Annotated in this window: 19 protein-coding genes; 5 read left to right on the forward strand and 14 right to left on the reverse strand. The window is 44.0% G+C overall.

Features of this window, described 5'->3' with window-relative positions:
• Positions 1-3: 3 nt before the first annotated feature.
• The 5 genes from ACYQ0C_RS14480 to ACYQ0C_RS14500 form a co-directional block, all read right to left on the reverse strand.
• The gene (locus ACYQ0C_RS14480) at positions 4-756 is read right to left on the reverse strand and encodes a hypothetical protein (protein WP_016275886.1); all 753 of its coding nucleotides are present in this window, start codon (positions 754-756) and stop codon (positions 4-6) included.
• A 16-nt stretch (positions 757-772) separates the two neighbouring features.
• Positions 773-1,300, reverse strand: coding sequence for an LptE family protein (locus ACYQ0C_RS14485; protein WP_016275885.1), 528 nt, complete (start codon positions 1,298-1,300; stop codon positions 773-775).
• Positions 1,287-2,552: a sigma-54 interaction domain-containing protein gene (locus ACYQ0C_RS14490; RefSeq protein ID WP_016275884.1), complete on the reverse strand. Its 1,266-nt coding sequence runs from the start codon at positions 2,550-2,552 to the stop codon at positions 1,287-1,289. Before ACYQ0C_RS14490 ends, ACYQ0C_RS14485 begins: the two co-directional genes overlap by 14 nt.
• A gap of 81 nt (positions 2,553-2,633) precedes the next feature.
• The gene (locus ACYQ0C_RS14495) at positions 2,634-4,889 is read right to left on the reverse strand and encodes a sensor histidine kinase (RefSeq protein ID WP_016275883.1); all 2,256 of its coding nucleotides are present in this window, start codon (positions 4,887-4,889) and stop codon (positions 2,634-2,636) included.
• A gap of 256 nt (positions 4,890-5,145) precedes the next feature.
• Positions 5,146-6,453 (reverse strand): inositol-3-phosphate synthase, encoded by a 1,308-nt coding sequence (locus ACYQ0C_RS14500; RefSeq protein WP_016275882.1) that lies wholly within the window; start codon positions 6,451-6,453, stop codon positions 5,146-5,148.
• Positions 6,454-6,588: 135 nt separating this feature from the next.
• On the opposite strand from ACYQ0C_RS14500, the gene ACYQ0C_RS14505 reads away from it, so the two are divergent.
• The gene (locus tag ACYQ0C_RS14505; protein ID WP_016275881.1) at positions 6,589-7,485 is read left to right on the forward strand and encodes a PfkB family carbohydrate kinase; all 897 of its coding nucleotides are present in this window, start codon (positions 6,589-6,591) and stop codon (positions 7,483-7,485) included.
• A gap of 52 nt (positions 7,486-7,537) precedes the next feature.
• On the opposite strand, the gene ACYQ0C_RS14510 is transcribed toward ACYQ0C_RS14505, so the two are convergent.
• From ACYQ0C_RS14510 to rlmN, 9 genes are read right to left on the reverse strand one after another with little or no spacing between them, the layout of a single operon-like run.
• Entirely contained in the window at positions 7,538-8,737 is a 1,200-nt protein-coding gene (locus tag ACYQ0C_RS14510) for a sugar MFS transporter (protein WP_016275880.1), read from the reverse strand.
• A gap of 6 nt (positions 8,738-8,743) precedes the next feature.
• Positions 8,744-9,466, reverse strand: coding sequence for an HAD family hydrolase (locus ACYQ0C_RS14515; RefSeq protein WP_016275879.1), 723 nt, complete (start codon positions 9,464-9,466; stop codon positions 8,744-8,746).
• The gene (locus tag ACYQ0C_RS14520; protein ID WP_016275878.1) at positions 9,466-10,473 is read right to left on the reverse strand and encodes a lysylphosphatidylglycerol synthase transmembrane domain-containing protein; all 1,008 of its coding nucleotides are present in this window, start codon (positions 10,471-10,473) and stop codon (positions 9,466-9,468) included. Before ACYQ0C_RS14520 ends, ACYQ0C_RS14515 begins: the two co-directional genes overlap by 1 nt.
• Positions 10,470-11,420 (reverse strand): CDP-alcohol phosphatidyltransferase family protein, encoded by a 951-nt coding sequence (locus ACYQ0C_RS14525; RefSeq protein ID WP_016275877.1) that lies wholly within the window; start codon positions 11,418-11,420, stop codon positions 10,470-10,472. The genes ACYQ0C_RS14520 and ACYQ0C_RS14525 overlap by 4 nt, the downstream gene beginning before the upstream one ends.
• 7 nt (positions 11,421-11,427) lie before the next feature.
• Positions 11,428-12,279, reverse strand: coding sequence for an ATP-grasp domain-containing protein (locus ACYQ0C_RS14530; RefSeq protein WP_016275876.1), 852 nt, complete (start codon positions 12,277-12,279; stop codon positions 11,428-11,430).
• 19 nt (positions 12,280-12,298) lie between these two features.
• Positions 12,299-13,009, reverse strand: coding sequence for a nucleotidyltransferase family protein (locus tag ACYQ0C_RS14535; RefSeq protein WP_025017306.1), 711 nt, complete (start codon positions 13,007-13,009; stop codon positions 12,299-12,301).
• A 42-nt stretch (positions 13,010-13,051) separates the two neighbouring features.
• Complete coding sequence (pdxA, locus tag ACYQ0C_RS14540) at positions 13,052-14,152, reverse strand: 4-hydroxythreonine-4-phosphate dehydrogenase PdxA (RefSeq protein ID WP_016275874.1); 1,101 nt, start codon at positions 14,150-14,152, stop codon at positions 13,052-13,054.
• A 30-nt stretch (positions 14,153-14,182) separates the two neighbouring features.
• Positions 14,183-15,247, reverse strand: a complete 1,065-nt coding sequence (locus tag ACYQ0C_RS14545) for a DUF4837 family protein (RefSeq protein ID WP_016275873.1) — start codon at positions 15,245-15,247, stop codon at positions 14,183-14,185.
• A gap of 25 nt (positions 15,248-15,272) precedes the next feature.
• Complete coding sequence (gene rlmN, locus ACYQ0C_RS14550; RefSeq protein WP_016275872.1) at positions 15,273-16,322, reverse strand: dual-specificity RNA methyltransferase RlmN; 1,050 nt, start codon at positions 16,320-16,322, stop codon at positions 15,273-15,275.
• Positions 16,323-16,408: 86 nt separating this feature from the next.
• On the opposite strand from rlmN, the gene ACYQ0C_RS14555 reads away from it, so the two are divergent.
• The 4 genes from ACYQ0C_RS14555 to ACYQ0C_RS14570 all read left to right on the forward strand — a co-directional run bounded on the left by ACYQ0C_RS14555 (position 16,409) and on the right by ACYQ0C_RS14570 (position 22,451).
• Complete coding sequence (locus tag ACYQ0C_RS14555; RefSeq protein ID WP_016275871.1) at positions 16,409-18,880, forward strand: DUF4922 domain-containing protein; 2,472 nt, start codon at positions 16,409-16,411, stop codon at positions 18,878-18,880.
• 56 nt (positions 18,881-18,936) lie between these two features.
• Positions 18,937-20,253, forward strand: coding sequence for a SpoIID/LytB domain-containing protein (locus ACYQ0C_RS14560; RefSeq protein WP_016275870.1), 1,317 nt, complete (start codon positions 18,937-18,939; stop codon positions 20,251-20,253).
• Positions 20,254-20,317: 64 nt separating this feature from the next.
• Positions 20,318-21,619, forward strand: coding sequence for an MFS transporter (locus ACYQ0C_RS14565; RefSeq protein WP_016275869.1), 1,302 nt, complete (start codon positions 20,318-20,320; stop codon positions 21,617-21,619).
• Between the two features lie 274 nt (positions 21,620-21,893).
• Positions 21,894-22,451 carry a DUF4251 domain-containing protein gene (locus ACYQ0C_RS14570; protein ID WP_016275868.1) on the forward strand — a complete coding sequence of 186 codons (558 nt, stop codon included), beginning with the start codon at positions 21,894-21,896 and terminating at the stop codon, positions 22,449-22,451.
• Positions 22,452-22,456 lie beyond the last annotated feature (5 nt).

The following is a 22,456-nucleotide window of genomic DNA, read 5'->3' on the forward strand; positions in this document are numbered from 1 at the left end:
TCTTTATTTTGATTTAGTGTTAATAATCAATTTCTCCAAAAATCTTATTTGGTCTGCAAAGTAAGCGTTTTTTTTTGGATATTTCAAATTTAATTTTTTAATAATTTCCAGAGCCTTAGAATATCTTTGTTGTTTAACGTATATTTTAGCCAATGTTTCGGTAAAATAGCTTTCCTCTTCCATATCCTCCTCAGTATCTTCCGGTTCATCCGCTTCAGCAACTTCTTTCTTCGCTGCTGTCACCTCTTTCATTCCTAATTGAGGCAACAAAGGTTCTTCTGCCGACTTTTCAATAAAATCGTCTATCAAACTCTGTCCTTTCATCTGAGGAACATCATCAGATACACGTTCTTCCTCATGCAATAAAAAGGAAGTATAATCTGTCGTTACATCCATTGGTAATTCCACAGCAACGGGCTCTTCAGGCAAAGAAGACAAGAAAGCATCGATCAATGAAAGAGTACGGTCCAATCCGGCATTTTCCTTAGGCCGGTCTTGCTTTTCAAAGGAAGATACAGTAAAGCGTTCCCCTTCTATCAGATAAAAAAGCACCTTGCGGTCGGCTACATACAATGCAGCCTTGCGTAGTTCCTCACCGAATGTTATGTCATGCAATAGAAACAGATTCTTCAGATAAAGCAATCTCACTGTCTGAAAATACGGATAACGCGCGAGTAGCGTCCGCAACTCGTACAAAGTATCCCGATTCAGTCGTTCAGGATGCGTTATCCATTCATATAATTGTTGTTGTATCATGACAGAAAAGAACCCACTACCAGTTTGCTACGGTAGCATTGAATATTTGCTCTACGATTTCTTTAATCATCTGGTTTACCAACTCATCCTGTACCGCACTCAGCTGCTGATTGGAATTATATTCACGGCTAGCAGAGAATTGCTGTCCGTTCATATTCTCTGCCGGGTTAGAGCTGTTGACAAAATTCACTCTAACCGTCATACGCAATTCCACCATACTGGAATAACCGTCAGAACCGATTCCTTTGTTCAACGCATCATAATTGGTTATCTCCCCCGACAATTGCAGGTCACCTCCACGCTTGACTTGCTTCAACCGGGTCTGCTGCATATAAATATCCTGTAATGCCGTATTGAACATGCTCTCCATCGGTCCCCATACAAAACCAGCCGAACGGTTCGGGAAATTCTCGAACGAAATAGTCTTTACCTTTGTATAATCTATAGAAGATCCGTTAAACTTATAGGAAATAGAACAAGCAGTCACTATCCCCGCCAATACCATCAACACACCAACTACTTTCAATTGTTTAATCCAAGCCATATTCTTTTATTTTTCTATAAAGTGTACGCTCTGAAATATTCAAATCTTTTGCCGCATTCTTACGCTTTCCATGATGACGGTCGAGCGCCTTACGTATCATTTCCTTCTCCACTTCGTCCAATGACAAGGTGGCTTCCTCTACAACTTCCTCCGTATCCTGAATATCATCCACTATAGGATGAACCGGCTTGGCGGCAGAAATTATAGTAGGTGTAGCGGGCACTACTGTCGTAACCAAATTCCGCTGCGGTTCCTGATAATAAGAAACCGCTGTAGTAGCCGGCGGTGCCGGAACAGGTTGCGCTCCGCGTTCCGCCATCAATGTATTGACTAATTTCTTCAAATCAGTCACATCACGCCGCATATCAAACAATACCTGATACAAAATCTCACGCTCGCTTTCAAAAGCCTTTCCGGTACTTGCCTTCACACCAAACAAAGCGGGCAAGCCGGAATTCACATGCTGTTCCGGTAAATAATTCCGCAAAATTTCCGCCGTTATGTCACGGTTAGTCTCAATAATAGATATCTGTTCAGTAATATTCTTCAACTGACGCACATTACCGGGCCATGGATAAGCCAGCAACAAAGTTTTCGCATCTTCTGTCAACTGGATAGCCGGCATACGGTATTTCTCAGCAAAATCTGATGCAAATTTACGGAAAAGTAACGTTATATCATCCCCACGTTCACGCAAAGGCGGTATTTTAATAGGCACCGTGTTCAGACGATAATATAAATCCTCACGAAAACGCCCCTGGGCGATTGCTTCCGTCAGATTCACATTGGTTGCCGCGACAATACGTACATCAGTCTTCTGCACTTTGGATGAACCGACTTTGATGAATTCGCCACTTTCAAGCACACGTAACAGACGCGCCTGTGTAGCAAGAGGCAACTCCCCCACTTCATCCAGAAAAATAGTTCCTCCATTGGCTTCGGCAAAATACCCGTTACGGTCACCGATAGCTCCTGTAAAAGCTCCTTTTTCATGACCAAAAAGTTCCGAGTCGATAGTCCCTTCGGGTATAGCTCCACAGTTCACCGCTATGTAATGCCCATGCTTGCGACGGCTGAATTGATGGATTATTTGTGGGAAGTTTTCTTTTCCGACCCCGCTTTCGCCAGTTATTAAGACAGATAAATCAGTGGGCGCCACCTGAATAGCCACATCTATGGCACGATTCAGCCCTTCGGCGTTACCGATAATTCCAAATCTGAGTTTTACATTTTGTATTTCCGACCTGACCATATTCACTCTATTATATGACAAAATTACAAATTCCCCGGCACACAACAAGTAATTATGGCAGTTTTTTACCGGGTTACTCCGTTAAAAATCTCTTTTCTCAGCAGAAAAGAATACTGAAAAACGGCTTCCCACACCAACTTCAGAGGAAAGTGCGATTCGTCCGCCCAGCTTTTCGACTATCACTTTACAAATAAAAAGTCCCAAACCTGTGCCTTGTACAAACTCATCTTTCTTGTAAAACCGGCTGAATATCACTTTTTGTTCGGACTTTGAAATTCCTATGCCCGTATCTTCCACATAGAGTTCCACTTCATGCCGTTCCTCCACATAGTTCCATCCCAATTTTATATATCCTTTCGTGGTAAACTTGGCCGCATTATTCAAGAAATTGGTGATCACTTGAACCAGCCTGTCCCTGTCCAGATGCACCCACACCGTTCCATCTCCTTTTTCCAGGCTGAACTCCAGTGTCCGAGGCATCAGCAAGCTATGTGTCTGATATATTTCATCCACGACAGCGGCCAAAGACCAGTCCTCATTATTGAATGAAAAGTAACCGGACTCGATGCGGGATATTTCGAGTATATCGTTTATCAACTTCAACAACAGTTCGTTGTTACGAGTAATCGTATCTATAAATTGTTTCTTTTCCTCATCGGAAAACTCCATGTCGGGCGAAGCCAGCAAGTTAGAGAATCCCACAATGGCATTCAGCGGAGTACGGATCTCATGGCTCATATTGGCTAGAAAAGATTCTTTCAGTTCTGCTTTTTCAGCCACTTCACGCGCTTCTATTAATTCTTGCTCTCTTTTTTTATACTCCTCTATATTTAGTAAAAGCCCTGTTGTCTTCTGCTCTCCAAAGATGCTCTTCATTGTGCTGCATCTCAGTTCCCACCACTGGTAACCCTTCCCGTCAAAATCACACTGCAACTCCACAAACCGCTTTCCATCAATCATGTCCCTATGCAAGATAGATTCTACTTGAGGCAGGAAACTGGGATGAATAAAAGAGCAGAATACGCTTACATCCAGCGAATACGATTCCAAATCACTTTTTTTACCCAAGAAACTATCGAAAATCATCTTGTCCTTTTTCAATCTCCACGCATAGGAATCACTGCCCGCCACAGCCAAAGCCAGCGACTCTTTTTCATCCTCCAAAGCATAAAGGACATTACGCTTTCTCTGAGTCTCGCGCCAATACAAATAGGTGACAAACGCTAGCAGACACGAAACAAAAAGGGCTCCGCCTACCCAAAGAAACCACCACAAAAAGGGAGAACGCACTTTAAAGGGAACATTTATCACTGTGTATTCCGCCGGTATGTCTTTCAGCCCCATCCCTCCCCGATGTAAAATATTCCAGTCTATATAATATTCTTTGGCACTCTCCCGAATAGGGATACAAGAGATGTCCTCCCCGTTCAACACACGGACAGCTGTCTTCACCTGTTCTTCCACCTGAACAGGCATGGGAGTGATATATCCTCCCAGAAAATTATACCCGCAGTCAAAAAGTTCATTGATAGCTGTAAAACGGAAACGAGTGGAAGAGGAAGCGATGGTAACGGTCACATAGTCGAATTTAAGTTGCAAGTACGGACGGCTTCCATATTTGCTCACAGCCCATATAAAATCTTTCTCGGGCCTGGCACTCCTGTTCCATTGCTTGGACGGATTACGGACGGAGTATCCGGAAAAGACGATCTTCCCTTTTTTAGATTCTCTAACTACCGTCGCCCAGTTAAAACGCCAATCCAAATTATCAATAATGGAGTCGGTCACCAACTGTTCACGGGCATCCTCCCTTATTTTGCGATCTATAAACGTATAATCCAATACTGTATAAATATCGCGTTGACCGGTTATCTTTTCAATCATTCTAAGATTCTTCTTCAAATCAATCTTATCATGAAATCCGGTGAGGTTGGGATATTGCTCTATAAGCCCCCAGTTGGGATAATTCACTCCGGCAAAGATCGTAGGAGTTTCCTTCAGCAAAGGATGGTGTGTTTTCAATAAAGAATAGGTAGCCTGGTCTTCATTGACAAGGATCACATCGGGTTTCCAGTGCGTACAAGTATCAAGCAGTCTCTTTATAGCCCTAATCTCACCGGGCTCATCGTACTGTTCGCAATCCAGATAGAAATAATGGATATCCGCAGAAAAGGAGGAAGAAGAAAATTCCTTCTCTATCAACCTATTATATTCCTTATATCCCGGATAGTCTTTTTCATAAGAATGAATAACCAGCACATTGCATTCTTTCTCCGAGCAAGAAGCCAAGAAAAGCTCTATTATGCAAAAACTTATGATTAGATCAATTATACGCATATATTTTTTACTCTAAAGACCCATTCAGGCAATCCCCGCCATACCTTACTTTTTATTGCCCCGTCAATACGTTCAATCATGTTTTGCAAAAGTGATAAAAAAGAAGAAGATAAACAAAAAATAACCATTAAAAATAGACATCCTTTTACTTTTTTGTGAAGAAGAGGACATTCAGCCTAAAGTTTCATTCAAAAAAAGAGGAAGTTCTTCCTTACGGAGCACTTCCTCTTTCTATCTATTATGGATATACAGAATTTTAATCTATCTCCTGATCGGCTTCATAACCACCCATTTCACGAATAGCGTTCTTCAAGATAGCATACTGCTGGAAGAGGTGATTGACCGGAATTTCGTTTTCCGTATAATCGTGCATCGGACTCTTCAAGAAGAAGCTCAGGAAACGCTGAATGCCAAAACGTCCCGCACGTGCGGCCAAGTCGCTCAACAATACCAAATCCAAGCACAAAGGAGCGGCAAGAATAGAGTCGCGGCACAGGAAGTTAATCTTGATCTGCATGGGGTAGCCCATCCAGCCGAAGATATCAATATTATCCCAACCTTCTTTATTGTCATTACGAGGCGGATAGTAGTTGATACGCACTTTGTGATAATAATCCGTGTACAAGTCCGGTTGGTCTTCTGGAACAAGGATAGATTCCAATGTAGATAATTTGCTGACCTCTTTAGTATGGAAGTTAGCCGGTTCATCCAACACCAGACCATCACGATTACCAAGAATGTTTGTAGAGAACCAACCGTCCAAACCTAAACAACGGGTTCCGATAATCGGTGCGAAACCTGATTTAACCAATGTCTGGCCTGTCTTGAAGTCCTTACCTGCGATAGGCATTTTAGTTTTTTCAGCCAATTCCCACATTGCCGGAATATCAACGGTTGTATTAGGTGCTCCCATAATGAAAGGACATCCTTCCGACAATGCAGCATAAGCATAGCACATAGACGGAGCGATGTGAGCTTTATCATCATCTTTCATGGCCTGTTCCAATGCAGCCAATGTTCCGTGTATCTTTTCATCAACAGGAACATAAATTTCTGTAGAAGCAGCCCAAAGCACTACAATACGGTCACAGTTGTTAGCAACTTTAAAATTGCGGATATCTTCACGCAACTGTTCCATCATATCCCAACGGTTCTTGCAGTCTTTCACGTTGTCACCATCCAGACGGCTGGCATAATTGTGATCGAAAGCAGCTTTCATTGGAACTATTTTCTCCAATTCATCCTTTACAGGATTGATGTCTTTTTCTTTTAAAACCTCAGCATTGATCGCTGATTCGTAAGCATTAGCCGGATAAACATCCCATGCTCCAAAAACAATGTCATTCAAGTTTGCCAATGGAACAATTTCGCCATAGTGCAAATACTTTTTATTCTCTCCACGGCCAACACGCATTTTATCATATTGAGTCATAGATCCGACAGGTTTTGCCAGTCCCTTACGAGCCATCAGCACACCTGTCATAAAAGTTGAAGTAACAGCGCCCAATCCAACACAAAGAACGCCTAATTTACCGGTTGCCGGTTTCACATTCATTTTTTCCATTCTAATTTCTTTGTTAAAATTGCATCTCATAGCAGAGATTAAGATAATTTGTGCCAAAGTTACACCTTCTTTTGAAAACTTCCATGCTTTTTCTAGTTTTTTTTGTAGCTTTGCGACCGTTTAATATAAATAAGTATGAATGATATTTGTTGCATAGGTCACATTACATTAGATAAAATAGTAACACCCAGAAAAACGACTTATATGCCCGGCGGGACTTCTTATTATTTCTCACATGGAATCAGCCACTTAAAGGATACAAAACATTATCAACTGGTCACAGCACTGGCTCCCAATGAATTTAAAGCAGTTGAAGAGATCCGCGCCAAAGGTATCAAAGTTACTGTTATTCCCAGTCGCCGGACGGTATATTTCGAGAATACATACGGTGAAAATCAAGACAACCGCACCCAACGGGTACTGGCTAAAGCCGATCCTTTTACAGTAGAGCAACTAAAGAATATAAATGCACATATTTTTCATTTGGGAAGCCTTTTAGCAGATGATTTTTCATTGGATGTTGTAAAATATCTTTCCACTAAAGGTATATTGGCTGTAGATGCACAAGGGTACTTACGCGAAGTCCGGGATGAAAAAGTTTATCCGACAGATTGGACAGACAAGACAAAAGCACTAAAATATATTGACATCCTAAAAGTAAATGAGCACGAAATGGAAGTGCTGACCGGCCAGACAGACATAAAAAAAGCCGCCCTGCAACTTGCGGAATGGGGAGTAAAAGAGGTATTGATCACATTGGGAAGTTTAGGATCGATAATTTATGCGGAAGGTAAATTTCATAAAATTCCAGCCTATCCTCCTAAAGACATCGTAGATGCCACTGGCTGTGGAGATACTTATGCCACAGGATATCTATATATGCGCAACAAAGGAGCTTCCTATGAAGAAGCCGGTTGTTTTGCAGCAGCCATGTCAACGCTGAAATTAGAGGCGTCCGGTCCTTTCAGCAAAACCGAAGAGGATGTATGGAATCTGATCCGAACCAGTCTCCTGAAAGCTGAGGAAATTTAAGAACAAGGAACAATCCCGATAAAGCCCGACAGGCAACATGGGGATTTTCATTTCAACTTCTTTCCACATCAGCATACCACGAATAGAACAATACGACACAAAAAGAAATAAAGGGTATGATAAATGACAAGGACATGGTACTATTATCCGCCACATAGCCCATCAGCACAGGACCAACGGCCCCTCCTACGGGCGACATCATCAGGAAGGAAGAAGCTCGCTTGGTTTTTTCTCCCAATCCCTTCAAAGATATGGCAAAAATAGTGGGAAACATAATAGCCTCGAACACATATACCAACAACAAGGCTATTAATGAAACCTTTCCTAAATTACAAACGATAAGAAATGTAGCCGCTACCGTTCCAAAAGCACAACATAGCAACACTCTCTCCGCACGGATTCGCTGCATAATCCAGCTACCGGCAAAACGTCCGCACATAAATAATCCAAGCCCGCCGAAAGAAAGCACCACCGCTGCATCACGAGCATTCATCCACCCGTCATCCACCACATAATTGATAAAAAAACTATTAATGGAAATCTCCGCTATTTCATAACAGAACAACGCCAATACCCCGAATAAGAATAATTTGTGCGACCATAAGCTTTTGGAGGCCGCTTCTCCACCCGCCAGATCATCTGCATGAACAATCTCCGGAAGTTTTATGCGGGAAAAAATCAATGCCACTATCAGTACAACCACTCCCATCAACATATAAGGATACGAAACATTTGCCTCCCCCTTCCCCGAAAACAATAACAGTCCTCCCACTAAAGGGCCGCAAATACATCCTAACCCATTAAAAGACTGAGCCAGATTCAACCGGCTGGCAGCTGTCTCTCTATCCCCCAGTTCTGTCATATAAGGATTTGCCGCCGTTTCCAAAAAGACCAAACCGCAGGCAATGACAAACAAAGAGAACAAGAAAAAATCAAATGACATCCAATACTCGCCGGGAATAAACATCAGCGACCCAATTCCATAGAGCAATAGTCCGAAAACAACTCCCCTACGATATCCATATTTGGTTATAAACAGTCCTGCAGGAACAGCCATTACGAAGTAACCCAGATAAAACATCACCTGCACCATGGCCGAATGAGTACGGGTAATATCCATCACCTCCTGGAAATGTTTGTTCAACACATCGAGAATAGCATGTGCAAATCCCCATAAAAAGAACAAAGAGGTTACCAAAACAAAAGGAACCAAATAGTCCCTTTTTACCAATGCATGTCTTTGCGCCTTCATTCCTTATTATAATAATGCGGGCAATTGTGCCAGATCTGTAATAATCACATCAGGAACAGATTCGTCAATAACTTCTCCTCCCCAGCCTTCTCCTTTCAACCAAGCCACACGGCAACCTACAGCTTTGGCCGGAACAACATCTTTTGAGAAAGAATCTCCGACCACCAGCACATTCTTTGCCACAAATCCCATAGCATCCACTCCAAGTCCATAGATAGCGGGATCCGGTTTACGAACCCCCACTACAGAGGATTCAATAATCTCATCAAAAAAATCCAAGAGCCCGAAGTCTTTTAAAATGGTCTGGATATTACCATAAAAATTAGAAACCAACACCAATTTATATTTCTCCGCCAGCTTTTCCACCACCGGACGGGTTATCTGCAATATATCCAACACATACCCATAACAACTGTCTGCCACCTTTGTGGCATAAGATTGCAATTGCGACTCATCCATAGTCAACTTTCTCTGTTCAGCCAGCCATTCCACCTGAAGTTTGGTCTTGATAGAAAGCACATCATGAAAATTATGCCAAGGCTGTACAAAAGGGTATCTGGCCAATGCTCTTTCCCCGAAGACATACGCCTCACGGAAACTTTCCTTATCCACCGGCACCTGATGTTCCATATACTTATCCCATAACACCGCGGCCCAATGACGGCTGTTCGTATCTATCGTACCGCCATAATCAAATATAACTCCCTGAATATCTTTCAACGCATTCATTATCTTATTTTATTAGCAGGTGTACCGTTGCCGACTTTCATCAGCAACACACCAATTACAATCCAAATCAATTCACGTACACGGGTTATCAATCCGGTATATACACCGAAAGCCCCCGGAATGGCCAGTCCTCCTACGGCTAAGGCAAAACCTCCTTCGCGCGCTCCCAATTGCATAGGCGAGAAAAAGAACAAATTGGCAAATAAAGAAGTAAATGCCATAATCAGGATACAAGCCGGAAAACTGACATCTGTTGTCAGAATATTCAATATGAAATACACTTCCAGACATCCTATAATCCGGGCCATGAATTCCAGACTCAACGAGGCATAAAATGTAGTTCTACGCTGTTTGTGCAGTTCCGCTATCTGACTGTCCACACGTTCCAAAGCCTCACGTTTGTTTTCCGAAAAACGTCTGGCCCATCCTTTGACAAAAGGAATATGCTGAAGCAATTTTAAAGTACGGACAGCCATACCGTTTTTGTATCCTTTCATAAAAAAATAAATGGCTAAAAGAGAAACCGCACCCACAATGGCCAGCATAGTCCCCATGGCAATATCCACAGGACGTAAAGCCAAGTACAGGAAAATAGAAAAAAACCAAAAGCAAAAATGCGAGAAAATATGCATCATCACATAAAGAATAACCGACGATGTCGCCTTACTGCCCCCGACATAAGGAGTCAGCTCCATAATACGGTAAGGCTCTCCCCCCATCAATCCCACCGGAGTGGCATAATTCAGTGCAAATCCGGAAACAGTCAGTTTATAAACTTTCCAAAATGGAATAGGTGTTCCCTTTTTTCCATCCCGGATGATAATGTACCAGGAAAGGGTATTGAACAGATAAATGATAATCCATAACCCGATTACAGCCGGCAACCAAATTCCTGCCCGGCGCAAGTTAGCCAGTAGTTCGTCATACTCCATATCAAAAGAACAGAGCATCACTACGATAGCTGCAATTCCAAATATCAGGAATATATTTCTATATTTACTTTTCACTTCGTCGTGTATTTATAATATAATCGTGCACAAACCGCCTCGTGGCAATGGCGCATATATACAAACAAAGAGGTCATGACAACAACCTCGAACACAAAATACAACCATGGCTCACCCATCAGCAAACTGATATATAAAGCAATGGCACGTGTATTGAAAGTCAAGATATTGGTATATTTCATCAAAGGTTTGCTGGCCGCACGAAATTCATCCCGTAATTCCTGTGGGATATTATCTCCATACTTTTCCTTTACCAAAGCATAAAACTGCTGGAAATTAGGAGTCATTCTTTCCTGCTGACGTGTATAATTACCATAAAAATACAAGAAAGCTTTCCACCAGAAGTTCCCCTTCCAAGGCAGACTATAGAAGATCTCACGTTGTTGTTTGAAATTGTCCAATTCGCTTCCACTTTTTCCTTTCAGAAAGTATAAATGAATATTGCGGTAATAATCCGCCAAGGTACATTGCTTACTGTGACAAACAGTACCCGAGAAAGCCGCCAATATCCAAATAAAAATACCCCAGTGCATCCCGTCGCCGATGTGAAACGGCATGGACTGGTTCATCAGTCTGAGACAAATCGCCACATAAATGGTAAAAAACCAAAGATCGCCGGCAAATCCGTCCAACATACGCCCCCACTGGGTTTTCTGCCCCGTCAGACGTGCCAATTGTCCGTCCGCGCTGTCATAATGATTGGCCCACATCAACAAAAGGATACCAATAAGAGTATGTTTCATATCAGGATAATAAAACATCACTCCCGCACCTATACCTAAAATGATAGAGAGAATGGTTACCACATTAGGGTGCACCTTTAATTTCTTAAAAAATAACGCCCATGCATAGCCTATGGGACGGTTGAAATAAATATCCAGGAACTCCTCTGTGTCCATGGATTTGAAAGAAGCCTCTATTCCTTTCTTCTCACTTTCTGTACTCATGTTTTTTTTATTTCATTTGCTTTTTAGCCCGGTTATAAATGCACTCCGCAATTTTACCTCCCGCTTCCTCACGGCAACGGGCAAAGCTGGGCCAGTCATTAAAATCGATTATCCGCAATGTTCCGTCAGCTGAAATCACACAATCCCCTCCGTAAATGGGAACATTCAGCGCCTCGGCAGCTTTATCACTTTGTGTTTTCAATTCCTCTACACTAAAAGGAAATCCTTTAGCTATTCCGTTTATTTTCTCCAGACCAAACTTGCTGTGCGAACAAGGAGACGGATAAAACCAATAAAAGAAATCAGTTCCATGCACTCCGTAGAATTTCACCAAGTCACCTTGCAAATGTTCGTTTATGACCGCAACAGGAATACCACGTTTACGGAAATCAGCCAATATATCTTCCACCTCCTCCTTACAGGTAGCATAGGCTACATCTTCTTTCACCATAGCATGGGAATCTCCCCGTTTCACCCAGCAAGGGTAACAATTATCCAAATACTCGTCTGCTGTGGAAATTATAAAACTTTGCGGATGAGGAATCCCGCTCTTTATAAGTAATTCCGTCATGGGTTTACGCACGCAATTATCTATGCCGTAGGCCGAGTTTATCACCAACGCCCCCTCATCCTCCAAAGACCTCAAACGAGCTATCGTTACTTTATCACGGGCCATATCAAAAATAATATCCCCTTTGATATTCTGTTCCACAAAATCTTTCTCAGCATAAACATTCACTTCACATCCCAACCTCCGTAACTCTTCCGCCACCTTATTGAATATGGCGGCATCATTGTCCACATGATTAGGTGAATATTCATTTCCACGGCTTACTCCTATTATTGAAATCACATCCATTCCTTTTGTTGTGTTTAAATTACTTCTCCTTACCGGCCAGAAAATTTTCAGCTTTCACGATATCACCAGCATGATCTACATCCAAAATCTTTGTAAAAGGATAAGCTTTTAATCTCAAGCCGTCGGCCACCAGCTGCCGTTGAAAGTTACGCATACGTGACATGCCTTTCTCCATACACCCGTGCAACGTCTTTACAGCTGCCGGAGTCAGACAATAAATACCTCCTGATATATAACGGCATCCGGAAGTCGCCTCATCATGAAAACCGGTTATATTCAAAGCACTGTCCGTAGATATATAAAGCGGTTTCTCATCATCTATAAAATCAGTCACTGCCATGCATCCGTCCGCATCCGATTGTTTGAACGCTTCAATAAAAGTCGAGAACTCCTCCTCACGGAATATCGTATCCACAGTAGTCAGACAGAATTTATCATCCTGCAAGTAAGGACTCAGTTCATAAAAACTATGCATAGAGCTGGGGGTAGTTTTCACAACTACTTCCAATGGGACCTCCGCCCTTTCCTGTAGTTTTGCCAAATGCTCTTTCGTCAACCGATTTTCATTATTAATAATGACTACCACTTTGTCAGCCCCATTACGTACAAAAATCTGTATCAAGCGATCAATCATGGCAACTCCGTTCAGTTGAACCAAAGGTTTGGGCAAAGCAACCCCCTCTTGCGAAAGCCGGGAACCTTCGCCCGCTGATATAATTGCAAATTTCATTTCTACTCTTTTCTTGAAATTACATTTTAAACCGACCATCCATTAATCTTCGTCATCAATGGTATCCAACTTCAGTTTGTCGCTGTCATCGCGTTTTTCATAATATTGTTTACGCAGCGGATGCGCATGAATCTCTTTCTCGACAACGCGATGACGGAAAACATCCATAGCCACATAAACGGCCTGACGAAAAGAATCCTCCAAGGCGACTCCCTGTCCGGCAATATCATACGCTGTACCATGTGCCGGAGAAGTGCGTACAATGGGAAGCCCCGCAGTGTAATTCACTCCCTCATCCATAGCTAAAGCTTTGAAAGGAGCCAATCCCTGATCATGATACATAGCCAGAATTCCGTCAAAATGAGTATAGTTGCCAGAACCCATAAAGCCATCCGCCGGATAAGGTCCGAAACATTGAATGCCTTTGGCCACCATTTCCTTCATCGCCGGAATAATAATTTCATTTTCTTCCGTGCCGATCAACCCCTCGTCACCAGCATGAGGATTTAATGAGAACACCGCTATACGGGGGCTGTCGATACCAAAATCCTCTTTTAAAGAACGATGGAAAATAGCCAGTTTCTCCATAATCAGTTCCTTGGTGATATCCTGCGCTATCTCACGCACAGGTACATGACCGGTCACCAAAGCTACCCGAAAATCATTCTTCAATAAAATCATCAACGCCTTCTGTCCTTCACCCGCACGCTCTTCGATATATTCCGTATGACCGGGAAAATGAAAACTTTCCGACTGGATGGTATGCTTATTGATAGGAGCTGTCACCAACACATCAATCATTCCCTCCCGATAGTCCTGCAAGGCTCTCTCTAATGCATCCAAAGCTGCCTTACCAGCCTCCGGTGCCGGTTTGGAAAGTTCCACCTTCAATTCGTCTTCTGTACAATTCACGATACTCAGTTTATCCGGCTGAGCATCACCAGCCGAATTGACAATACTGAAATTTGTTTGGATATCCATTGCTTTACGATGATAAGCAGCCACTTTAGGCGATCCATAAACAATAGGTGTACAAAGTTCCAGCATGGCAGGATCCGAAAATGTTTTAAGAATCACTTCATATCCTACTCCGTTGATATCCCCGTGGGTAATACCAACCCGTATCTTGTAGTTATCTTCCATCTATATTATATATTATAATGTCTGTTCTTGTTATTTCACCCGGTTTGCCGTGTCAATTTTTTCCTCCGGAATATTACCACTGATTACAATTTCGTCAATCAGGCTTTCATTGGGCAATCTCAAGGTATAAAGTGAAGCTTCCATCTGGCGCATCAGATTACGTTTCAATTTATCCGGTGAATAGATAAACGCCTCAACCACAATGACACGGCCATTGGCACGATCCACACGCGCATGAGACACAAACGGACCTCCCATCATGTCGCCTTCCATTTCCCATAATCCGCGAGCTTCCTGTGCATACTCTCCCTTTACAACAATATCTTCCACATCTACAAACATAGAGTCTGTTGCCATATACATCCCTTCACGTTCACCCGGAATATTTGCTTTCATGACAGAATCACGTTTATGAATGAAATACTCTTTGGTAAAGGTATCCTTGTCCGTATAAGGATAAGAGTACATTACCACATTCATGTCCGCAGTGGCGCGGTTGGTAGAAGCCCACAAAAAGTCTTTACCCTCTTTATAATTAGCCAGCTCCACCGGCACCCAGATATCACAATCAAAAAGGCTTCCCACTTTAGTGGAAATCACATCGTTATGTTTTTGTTTCAACAAGGCTATCTGACGATTCATTTCAGACTTCACAAAGAAATCTATAATCACCTTACTGTTCTTTGTCACAAATTTTTCAAATTCCTCTTCATCAGGAGCCTGAATAGTCATAATCATTTGCGGAGAAGCATAAACATCACGGGAAAACTTAAGTTTGGGCTGAGTGTAAATATCTTGAATATCCACAATAATAATATTACGGAATATTTTCAGCACACGATCAAAATGTTGAGGATCTACATTTGATATACGAAACGAACGCTCCGCCTGAGGCAGTCCGGGCACATTGGTATCCAGCACATCAAACAATGCACGTCCTGCCGGACGATCCCAAACAGGCTTATTTACTACGACCAATACTTCGTAAGGCCTACCGCTGGATGTGGGGGTAAACAAGTTCTTTTGTCCCTTCTTACAAGAAGCCAGTACCAGAACCACCAGCACCAAACTTAAATAAAATGCGATTCGTTTCATAATTCTATGGTATTATTGTTGTTATTTACTGTAATGTAACACCTTTCTCCTTCTGTTGTTTAGCCGTTGACAACATTCCGCAAGCCGCAAAAATATCCTCTCCTCTCGAAGCACGGATCGTAGCAAATACGCCATGCTGCGTCAAATAATCACGGAAAGCTACCATTGTTTCCATATCCACCCCTTCCAGATCCACATTGGGAATGGCATGAAACCGGATCAAATTGACACGACATTCAATGCCCCGCAAAAGTTTCACGATCTCTTTAGCATAAATAAGCGAATCATTCACCCCTTTGAACACGATATATTCAAAAGACAAACGACGCTGTTTGCTGAAATCATAACGATGCAATATATCAATAATTTCCGTAATGGAAAAAGCTTTCTCGGCAGGCATTAAATCCCTTCGCTGCGAAGGAATCGGAGTATGCATACTGATGGCGAGATGGCAGTCGCTTTCATTCAAAAAGCGTTCCAGCCCTTTCTTTAAGCCCACTGAAGAAACAGTGATGCGTTTCGGACTCCAGCCGTAACCGTATTCTGAAGTCAGGATCTCAAGCACTTTCAACACCTCGTCCAAGTTATCAAAAGGCTCTCCCATCCCCATGAAAACAATATTAGTCAACTTATCCCTTTCGGGGATAGAATAGATCTGGTTTAATATTTGACCGGCAGTCAGGTTAGCTGTAAAGCCCTGCTTTCCGGTCATACAGAATTTGCAGTTCATCTTACATCCCACTTGCGAGGAAACGCAAAGTGTGGCACGGTCCTCATCGGGTATATAAACAGCCTCAATAAAGTGAGAGGCCGGTGTGCGGAAAAGATATTTCACCGTGCCGTCTACAGAACGCATTTCTTCCACCGGAGCAGACGCACCTACCTCATATCCACTTTTCAAAGCCTCGCGATGCTTTAATGACAAATTGGTCATCTCGTCTATCGTTGCCACTTTTTTATCATACAACCAAGACGTTATCTGCTTTGCGGCAAATTTAGGCATTCCCAGGTTCTTTACAATCTGTTGAACCTCATTCAATGTCCTGCCAAGTAATGCTGTTTTCGGAGTTTCCATTTATATTTAAAAGACAATTAGCGTACAAAGGTAGAGAAAAAATAAGATATATTACCTATCTTTGCCGTGAGAAATACTTTTTAACAATGAGAAAAACAATTAATTGCTTTATTCCTTATATGGAAGGCACAGCGGCAGAGCAGACGATCCATGCTTTAAAAGAAAGTGGCATAGTCAGCAAAATCTATCTGCTGGCCATCGAACCCGACAAGACATTATCCGCCCCCGAAGGATGCGAAATATTGCCCGTTGATACATTAACCAGTTCCAAAACAATGAAGGTGATTGCTGAAAAAGCAGACACGCCTTATCTCTTGCTCTACACCAAGGCCTCTGCCTTGGAATTGGCTTACAGGGCACTGGAACGCATGACCGACTTTCTGCAGGACAGAGAATGCGGTATGGTCTATGCCGACCATTATGAATGGAAAAACGGAGAAAAGAAGAAACATCCCGTCAACGACTACCAGGCCGGCAGTGTGCGCGATGATTTCGACTTCGGTCCGCTGCTGATATTCAACAGAACAGAATTCATCCTCGCCAGCCTCCTGATGACAGGAGAAAGAAAGTATGCCGCCCTTTATGAGCTGCGCCTGCTCCTTACCCTCCATTCCCAGCTGGTACATATCAACGAATATCTCTATACGGAAACAGAAAGCGACAACCGCCTGTCCGGCGAAAAGCAGTTCGACTACGTAAATCCCCGCAACAGGGAGGTACAGATAGAAATGGAAGAAGTGTTCACACTGTACTTGAAATCCATCGATGCTCTCCTTGAACCCGTGTGTGTGGAAACGGATGTAAAGAAAGGAAAATTCGAGTATGAAGCCTCTGTCATCATCCCCGTGCGCAACCGCGCCCGTACCATTAACGATGCCATCCGGTCGGCACTCGCACAAGAAACACGCTTTCCATTCAACATCATCATCGTGGACAATCACTCGACAGACGGAACCACAGAAATCATCGGTCAATACAAGGACAACAAAGCGGTAATCCACCTTCAGCCCCAACGTACCGATCTGGGCATAGGGGGATGCTGGAACCTGGCTATCAACCATCCCCGGTGCGGACGCTTCGCCATACAGCTTGACAGCGATGACCTGTACAGCGACACCCATACCCTGCAAACCATCGTAGACACGTTCTACAAAGAGCAGTGCGCCATGGTGATAGGAACTTACCGCATGACGGACTTCCAGCTGAACACCATCGCCCCGGGAGTGATAGACCATAGCGAGTGGACGAAAGAGAACGGACACAACAACGCATTGCGCATCAACGGTCTGGGGGCTCCGCGCGCATTCTTCACCCCTATCCTGCGCGAAACAGGCGTGCCCAATGTCAGCTACGGAGAAGATTACGCCCTGGGACTCATCTTCTCGCGCCAATATAAGATAGGAAGAATCTATGATGTACTCTATCTGTGCCGCCGCTGGGAAGGAAACTCGGATGCCGCCCTGAGCATAGAGCAGACCAATGCCAACAATCACTACAAAGACAGCCTGCGCACCCGTGAACTGGGAATCCGCAAAAAATATACAGAAGAACTGAAGAACCGGAATGAAATCAAGCGATTTATAGACAGCCAACTGGCGTGCTGGCCACTGGCACACCACAACCACGAGGCATTACAGACTGTACAAACCAAGGAACTGTCCATAAACGGCTACACATTTGTGGTACAGTGCAATGCACAGCGTGCGGTTTCAACTACCGCCAAAGTGGATAAGGACAGCATCCAAGCACGCCCCTGTTTCCTGTGCAAGGAAAACCAACCCAAGGAGCAGAAAGCACTGGAAACCATCACTGCAAACAGAATATGCGTTAACCCTTATCCCATATTGCCGGATCACCTCACTATCGCCCATAAAGATCACATCCCCCAACTCATGGATGAGCATATTTTCAGTTACGATGACGTCCGTGCATTCGTACAGAAATATCCGGACTACGCCCTATTCTATAATGGAGCACATTGCGGAGCCTCTGCACCGGACCATCTCCATCTGCAAGGAGTCAGAAAAACAGATGTTCCCATCATCCCGAACGTACAACAGCTGATAACCCACGCACAGACAATCGATATACGCAGCACCTATTTTTCCTACCTAGAAGAAGAGGAAGATTATCCACTATATTGTAGCCGAATTTACCTCAATACCAAGGACTATTTCTGTCCTTTGGTGATCCTCTCAAGCAACACGCATTATGACGACTCCCTGTTATACAGCGCCCTCGCCGCTTTCCCACCGGATGAAGACGGAAAAGAAGCGAAGTTCAACCTGCTGTTATGGAAGGAAGGCCATCTATACTATACGGTGATTTTTCCCCGCAACAAGCACCGTCCCGACTGCTACTTTGCAGAAGGCAGTGAACAGATGCTCATCAGTCCGGGAGCTTTGGACATGGCTGGCGTAATCGTCACCACCCGTCAGGAAGATTTCGACAAAATAACAGAAGAAAAAGTGGCATCCATCATAAAAGAAGTGGGAATAACGGTAGAAGAAGCCGAGAAGATACCCGGACGTTATTTTGACGAGAAAGCAAAAAGATAGAGAAAGCACGAAAAGATGAAGGAATTACGGCAAGCCCAAAAACAAGACGAATAACAATGAAAGAACCCGAAATAAGCGTAGGAATAGTAAACGCACAAGAAATTCATTTTTCACTGAACGGCAATTTTTTCGCCAAAGGAGAAACGGTCTGCGGTGAACAGCAAGTAGCCTTCAGCGAAGGAGGCATCCTGTGGAATGGTAATCTTTACCGCGAACTGACCTTCACTCCACAAGACGAGCACGCCTCTTTTTCACTATATGACGTAACCATCGGAATTAATTTTCACTGGGAACGGCAAGAAACCCAAAGTTTTATGGGAACACTGAAACTAGTGGTGGACGAAGGCAAAATCACCGCTATCAATCTGCTTCCCGCCGAAGATTATCTGATAAGTGTCATCTCCTCGGAGATGAATGCCACTTCCTCTTTGGAGTTTCTGAAAGCCCATGCCGTAGTTTCACGGAGCTGGCTGTTTGCCCAAATAGAAAAGCGCAAGGCCTTGAGTGACAAAAACGAAGGCTTTTTCTCCTTTATCAAGACCGATAGCGAATACATCCGCTGGTATGACCGCGAAGACCATACCATATTCGATGTTTGCGCCGATGACCATTGCCAGCGCTACCAAGGAATAACCAAAGCATCCAGCGCCGCCGTGACCGAAGCGGTAAGAGCCACCCGCGGACAATTACTGATGTATGGACGCGGCATCTGCGACGCCCGTTTCTCCAAATGTTGCGGAGGGGCAAGTGAGGAATTCGGATGCTGCTGGGAAGACAAGAATTACCCCTACCTGTCTACAATCCGCGATGCGGAAGAGGAGGAAAACCGCCCGCTGCCCGATCTGACCCAAGAGAAAGAGGCAGAGCGTTGGATACGCACCTCTCCCGTTTCGTTCTGTGACACCCACGATAAAAAAGTAATCTCACAAATACTGAACAACTACGATCAGGAAACAACAGATTTCTATCGTTGGAAAGTACGTTATTCACAAGCAGAACTAGCCGAGCTGATCCGTCAAAACACAAAATCGGATTATGGAGACATCATCGACCTGGTTCCCGTCCAACGCGGCAAATCCGGACGTATCTGCAAACTGAAAATTGTAGGTTCACTGAAAACATTGACTATCGGAAAGGAACTGGAGATACGCCGCACCTTGTCTTCGTCCCATCTGTTCAGCTCAGCTTTTGTGGTAGATAAAGGAGAATTGAAAAATGGCATTCCCGAATGGTTCCTGCTGACCGGCGCCGGCTGGGGACACGGAGTAGGGCTCTGCCAAATCGGAGCCGCCGTAATGGGAGAACGGGGATACACCTACGACGAAATCCTGTTGCATTACTATAAAGGTGCGGACATCCGCCGTTTTTATTAACCGGTCTTCCCCGCCCACATACCGGGCGGGGATTCCATCCGGAGTCTTTAAAATGAAAGGAATGATGAAAAACAAACAGACGTCACCGTGGGCATGGATCCCCACCTTATACTTTGCACAAGGACTGCCCTACGTAGCAGTAATGACCATTTCAGTCATTATGTATAAAAGGCTGGGGATCAGCAATGCCGAACTGGCTTTTTATACCGGTTGGCTCAGCCTTCCCTGGGTCATCAAGCCTTTGTGGAGTCCTTTCATTGATCTTATCAAGACCAAACGCCGGTGGATTGTCGCCATGCAACTTTTAATCGGTTCAGGACTGGCAGGCATCGCTTTCACCATCCCTACCGAGCATTTTTTCCAACTCACCCTGGCGGTTTTCTGGTTACTGGCATTTAGTTCCGCCACGCACGACATTGCCGCCGACGGCTTTTACATGCTGGCACTGGACTCGCATCAGCAAGCCCTGTTTGTAGGAATCCGCAGCACCTTCTACCGCATCGCCACCATTGCGGGACAAGGGCTGCTTATCATGCTGGCGGGAAGGCTGGAAATAGTAACGGGAAATATACCCTACGCATGGTCCGTCACCTTTTTAGTATTGGCCGGACTTTTCCTTGGGATATGGATTTATCATAAGTTTATTCTTCCCCGTCCGGATTCGGATCATGCAGCCCAAAAAGCTTCCGCTTCTACCCTTCTCAAAGAATTCTTTGGCACTTTTGCCAGCTTCTTTCAAAAAAAGCAGGCGGGTGTAGCCATCCTCTTCATGTTGCTCTACCGGTTGCCGGAAGCACAACTGGCAAAGATGTGCATTCCTTTCCTTATAGACCCCGTCGAGAAAGGCGGCCTGGGGCTGACTACCGAGGAGATAGGCTTCGTACAAGGAACCGTCGGCATCATCGGCCTCACCCTCGGAGGCATTTTAGGAGGGATAGCCGTAGCCCGTGGCGGACTGAGACGATGGTTGTGGCCGATGGTATGGGCCATTTCCCTGCCCGATTTAGTCTATGTTTACCTCAGTTATGCCCAGCCCGATTCCTTATATCTTATTAATGTTTGCATTTTCATAGAGCAGTTCGGTTACGGGTTCGGCTTCACAGCCTATATGCTTTACCTTATTTATTTTGCGGACGGAGAGCACAAAACGGCACATTACGCCATCTGTACCGCATTTATGGCATTAGGCATGATGCTTCCGGGAATGGCTGCCGGCTGGCTTCAGGAACAGATGGGATACAGCCATTTCTTTATCTGGATTATGATATGCTGCGTTGCAACCTTCGGAGTAACGGCTCTATTAAAGATTAATCCGGAGTTCGGATGCAACCACGCTGCCGGAAAGAAAAAGCACGCTAAAGAATAAACGCCATGATCACCCGATGAGCCATTCCCCCAGATTCTTTTTTCGACATCGAAGGCTACTCCTACTTTGGCCACACGTCTGCCGTCTGCGGTATAAGACTGGAGATAACCCTTGTCGTCAATTTGCAGCCATTGCCGCATAAACTGCGAAACCGAAACGGCCGGTCTTTGAAAGTATGAGGAGCCTTTTAACTTAAAAAATAAGATAAAGTCCTCTCAACAAAACCATTATTAGAGTTGTTTCATATTCAAACAATAACATAAAAGATACATCTATGAAAAAAATTATTTTATTCGTATTCGTCACTTTGTTTTGCTGCTCAGGGTACTCACAAGTACAAACGACAGAAAAGAAGATGACCCGTCAGGAAAGAAAAGAGGCGCAAAAAGCCATGGAGCAAGCTTTGTTCGAGGAGGCCAGACAAGCGATAGAGAATAAAACGTTCACATTGGAAGCCGACCGGGTGATTTTCAAAAGAGGCAGAAATGCTTTCGTGTCTTCCAATACCAATTTTGTAATGGTAAACGGTGACAAGGCATCCGTACAGGTAGCGTTCAACATCCCCGCCAGCGGTCCTAACGGATTAGGAGGAGTCACTGTAGACGGAAACGTTTCCGGTTATACCATCAAGACCGACAAGAAAGGAACCGTCTATCTGACAATGAGTGTAATGGGGGTAGGCATATCTGCCCAGGTAAGTATTACGCTACCTCATGGAAGCAACAATGCCACTGTAGACATACGGCCCAACTTCAATTCCAACCGCCTGACTTTAGCCGGCGAGCTGCTCCCGCTTGACAAATCAAACGTATTTAAAGGAAGATCTTTCTAAATCAC

This window comes from Phocaeicola sartorii JCM 17136 = DSM 21941, assembly GCF_054653615.1.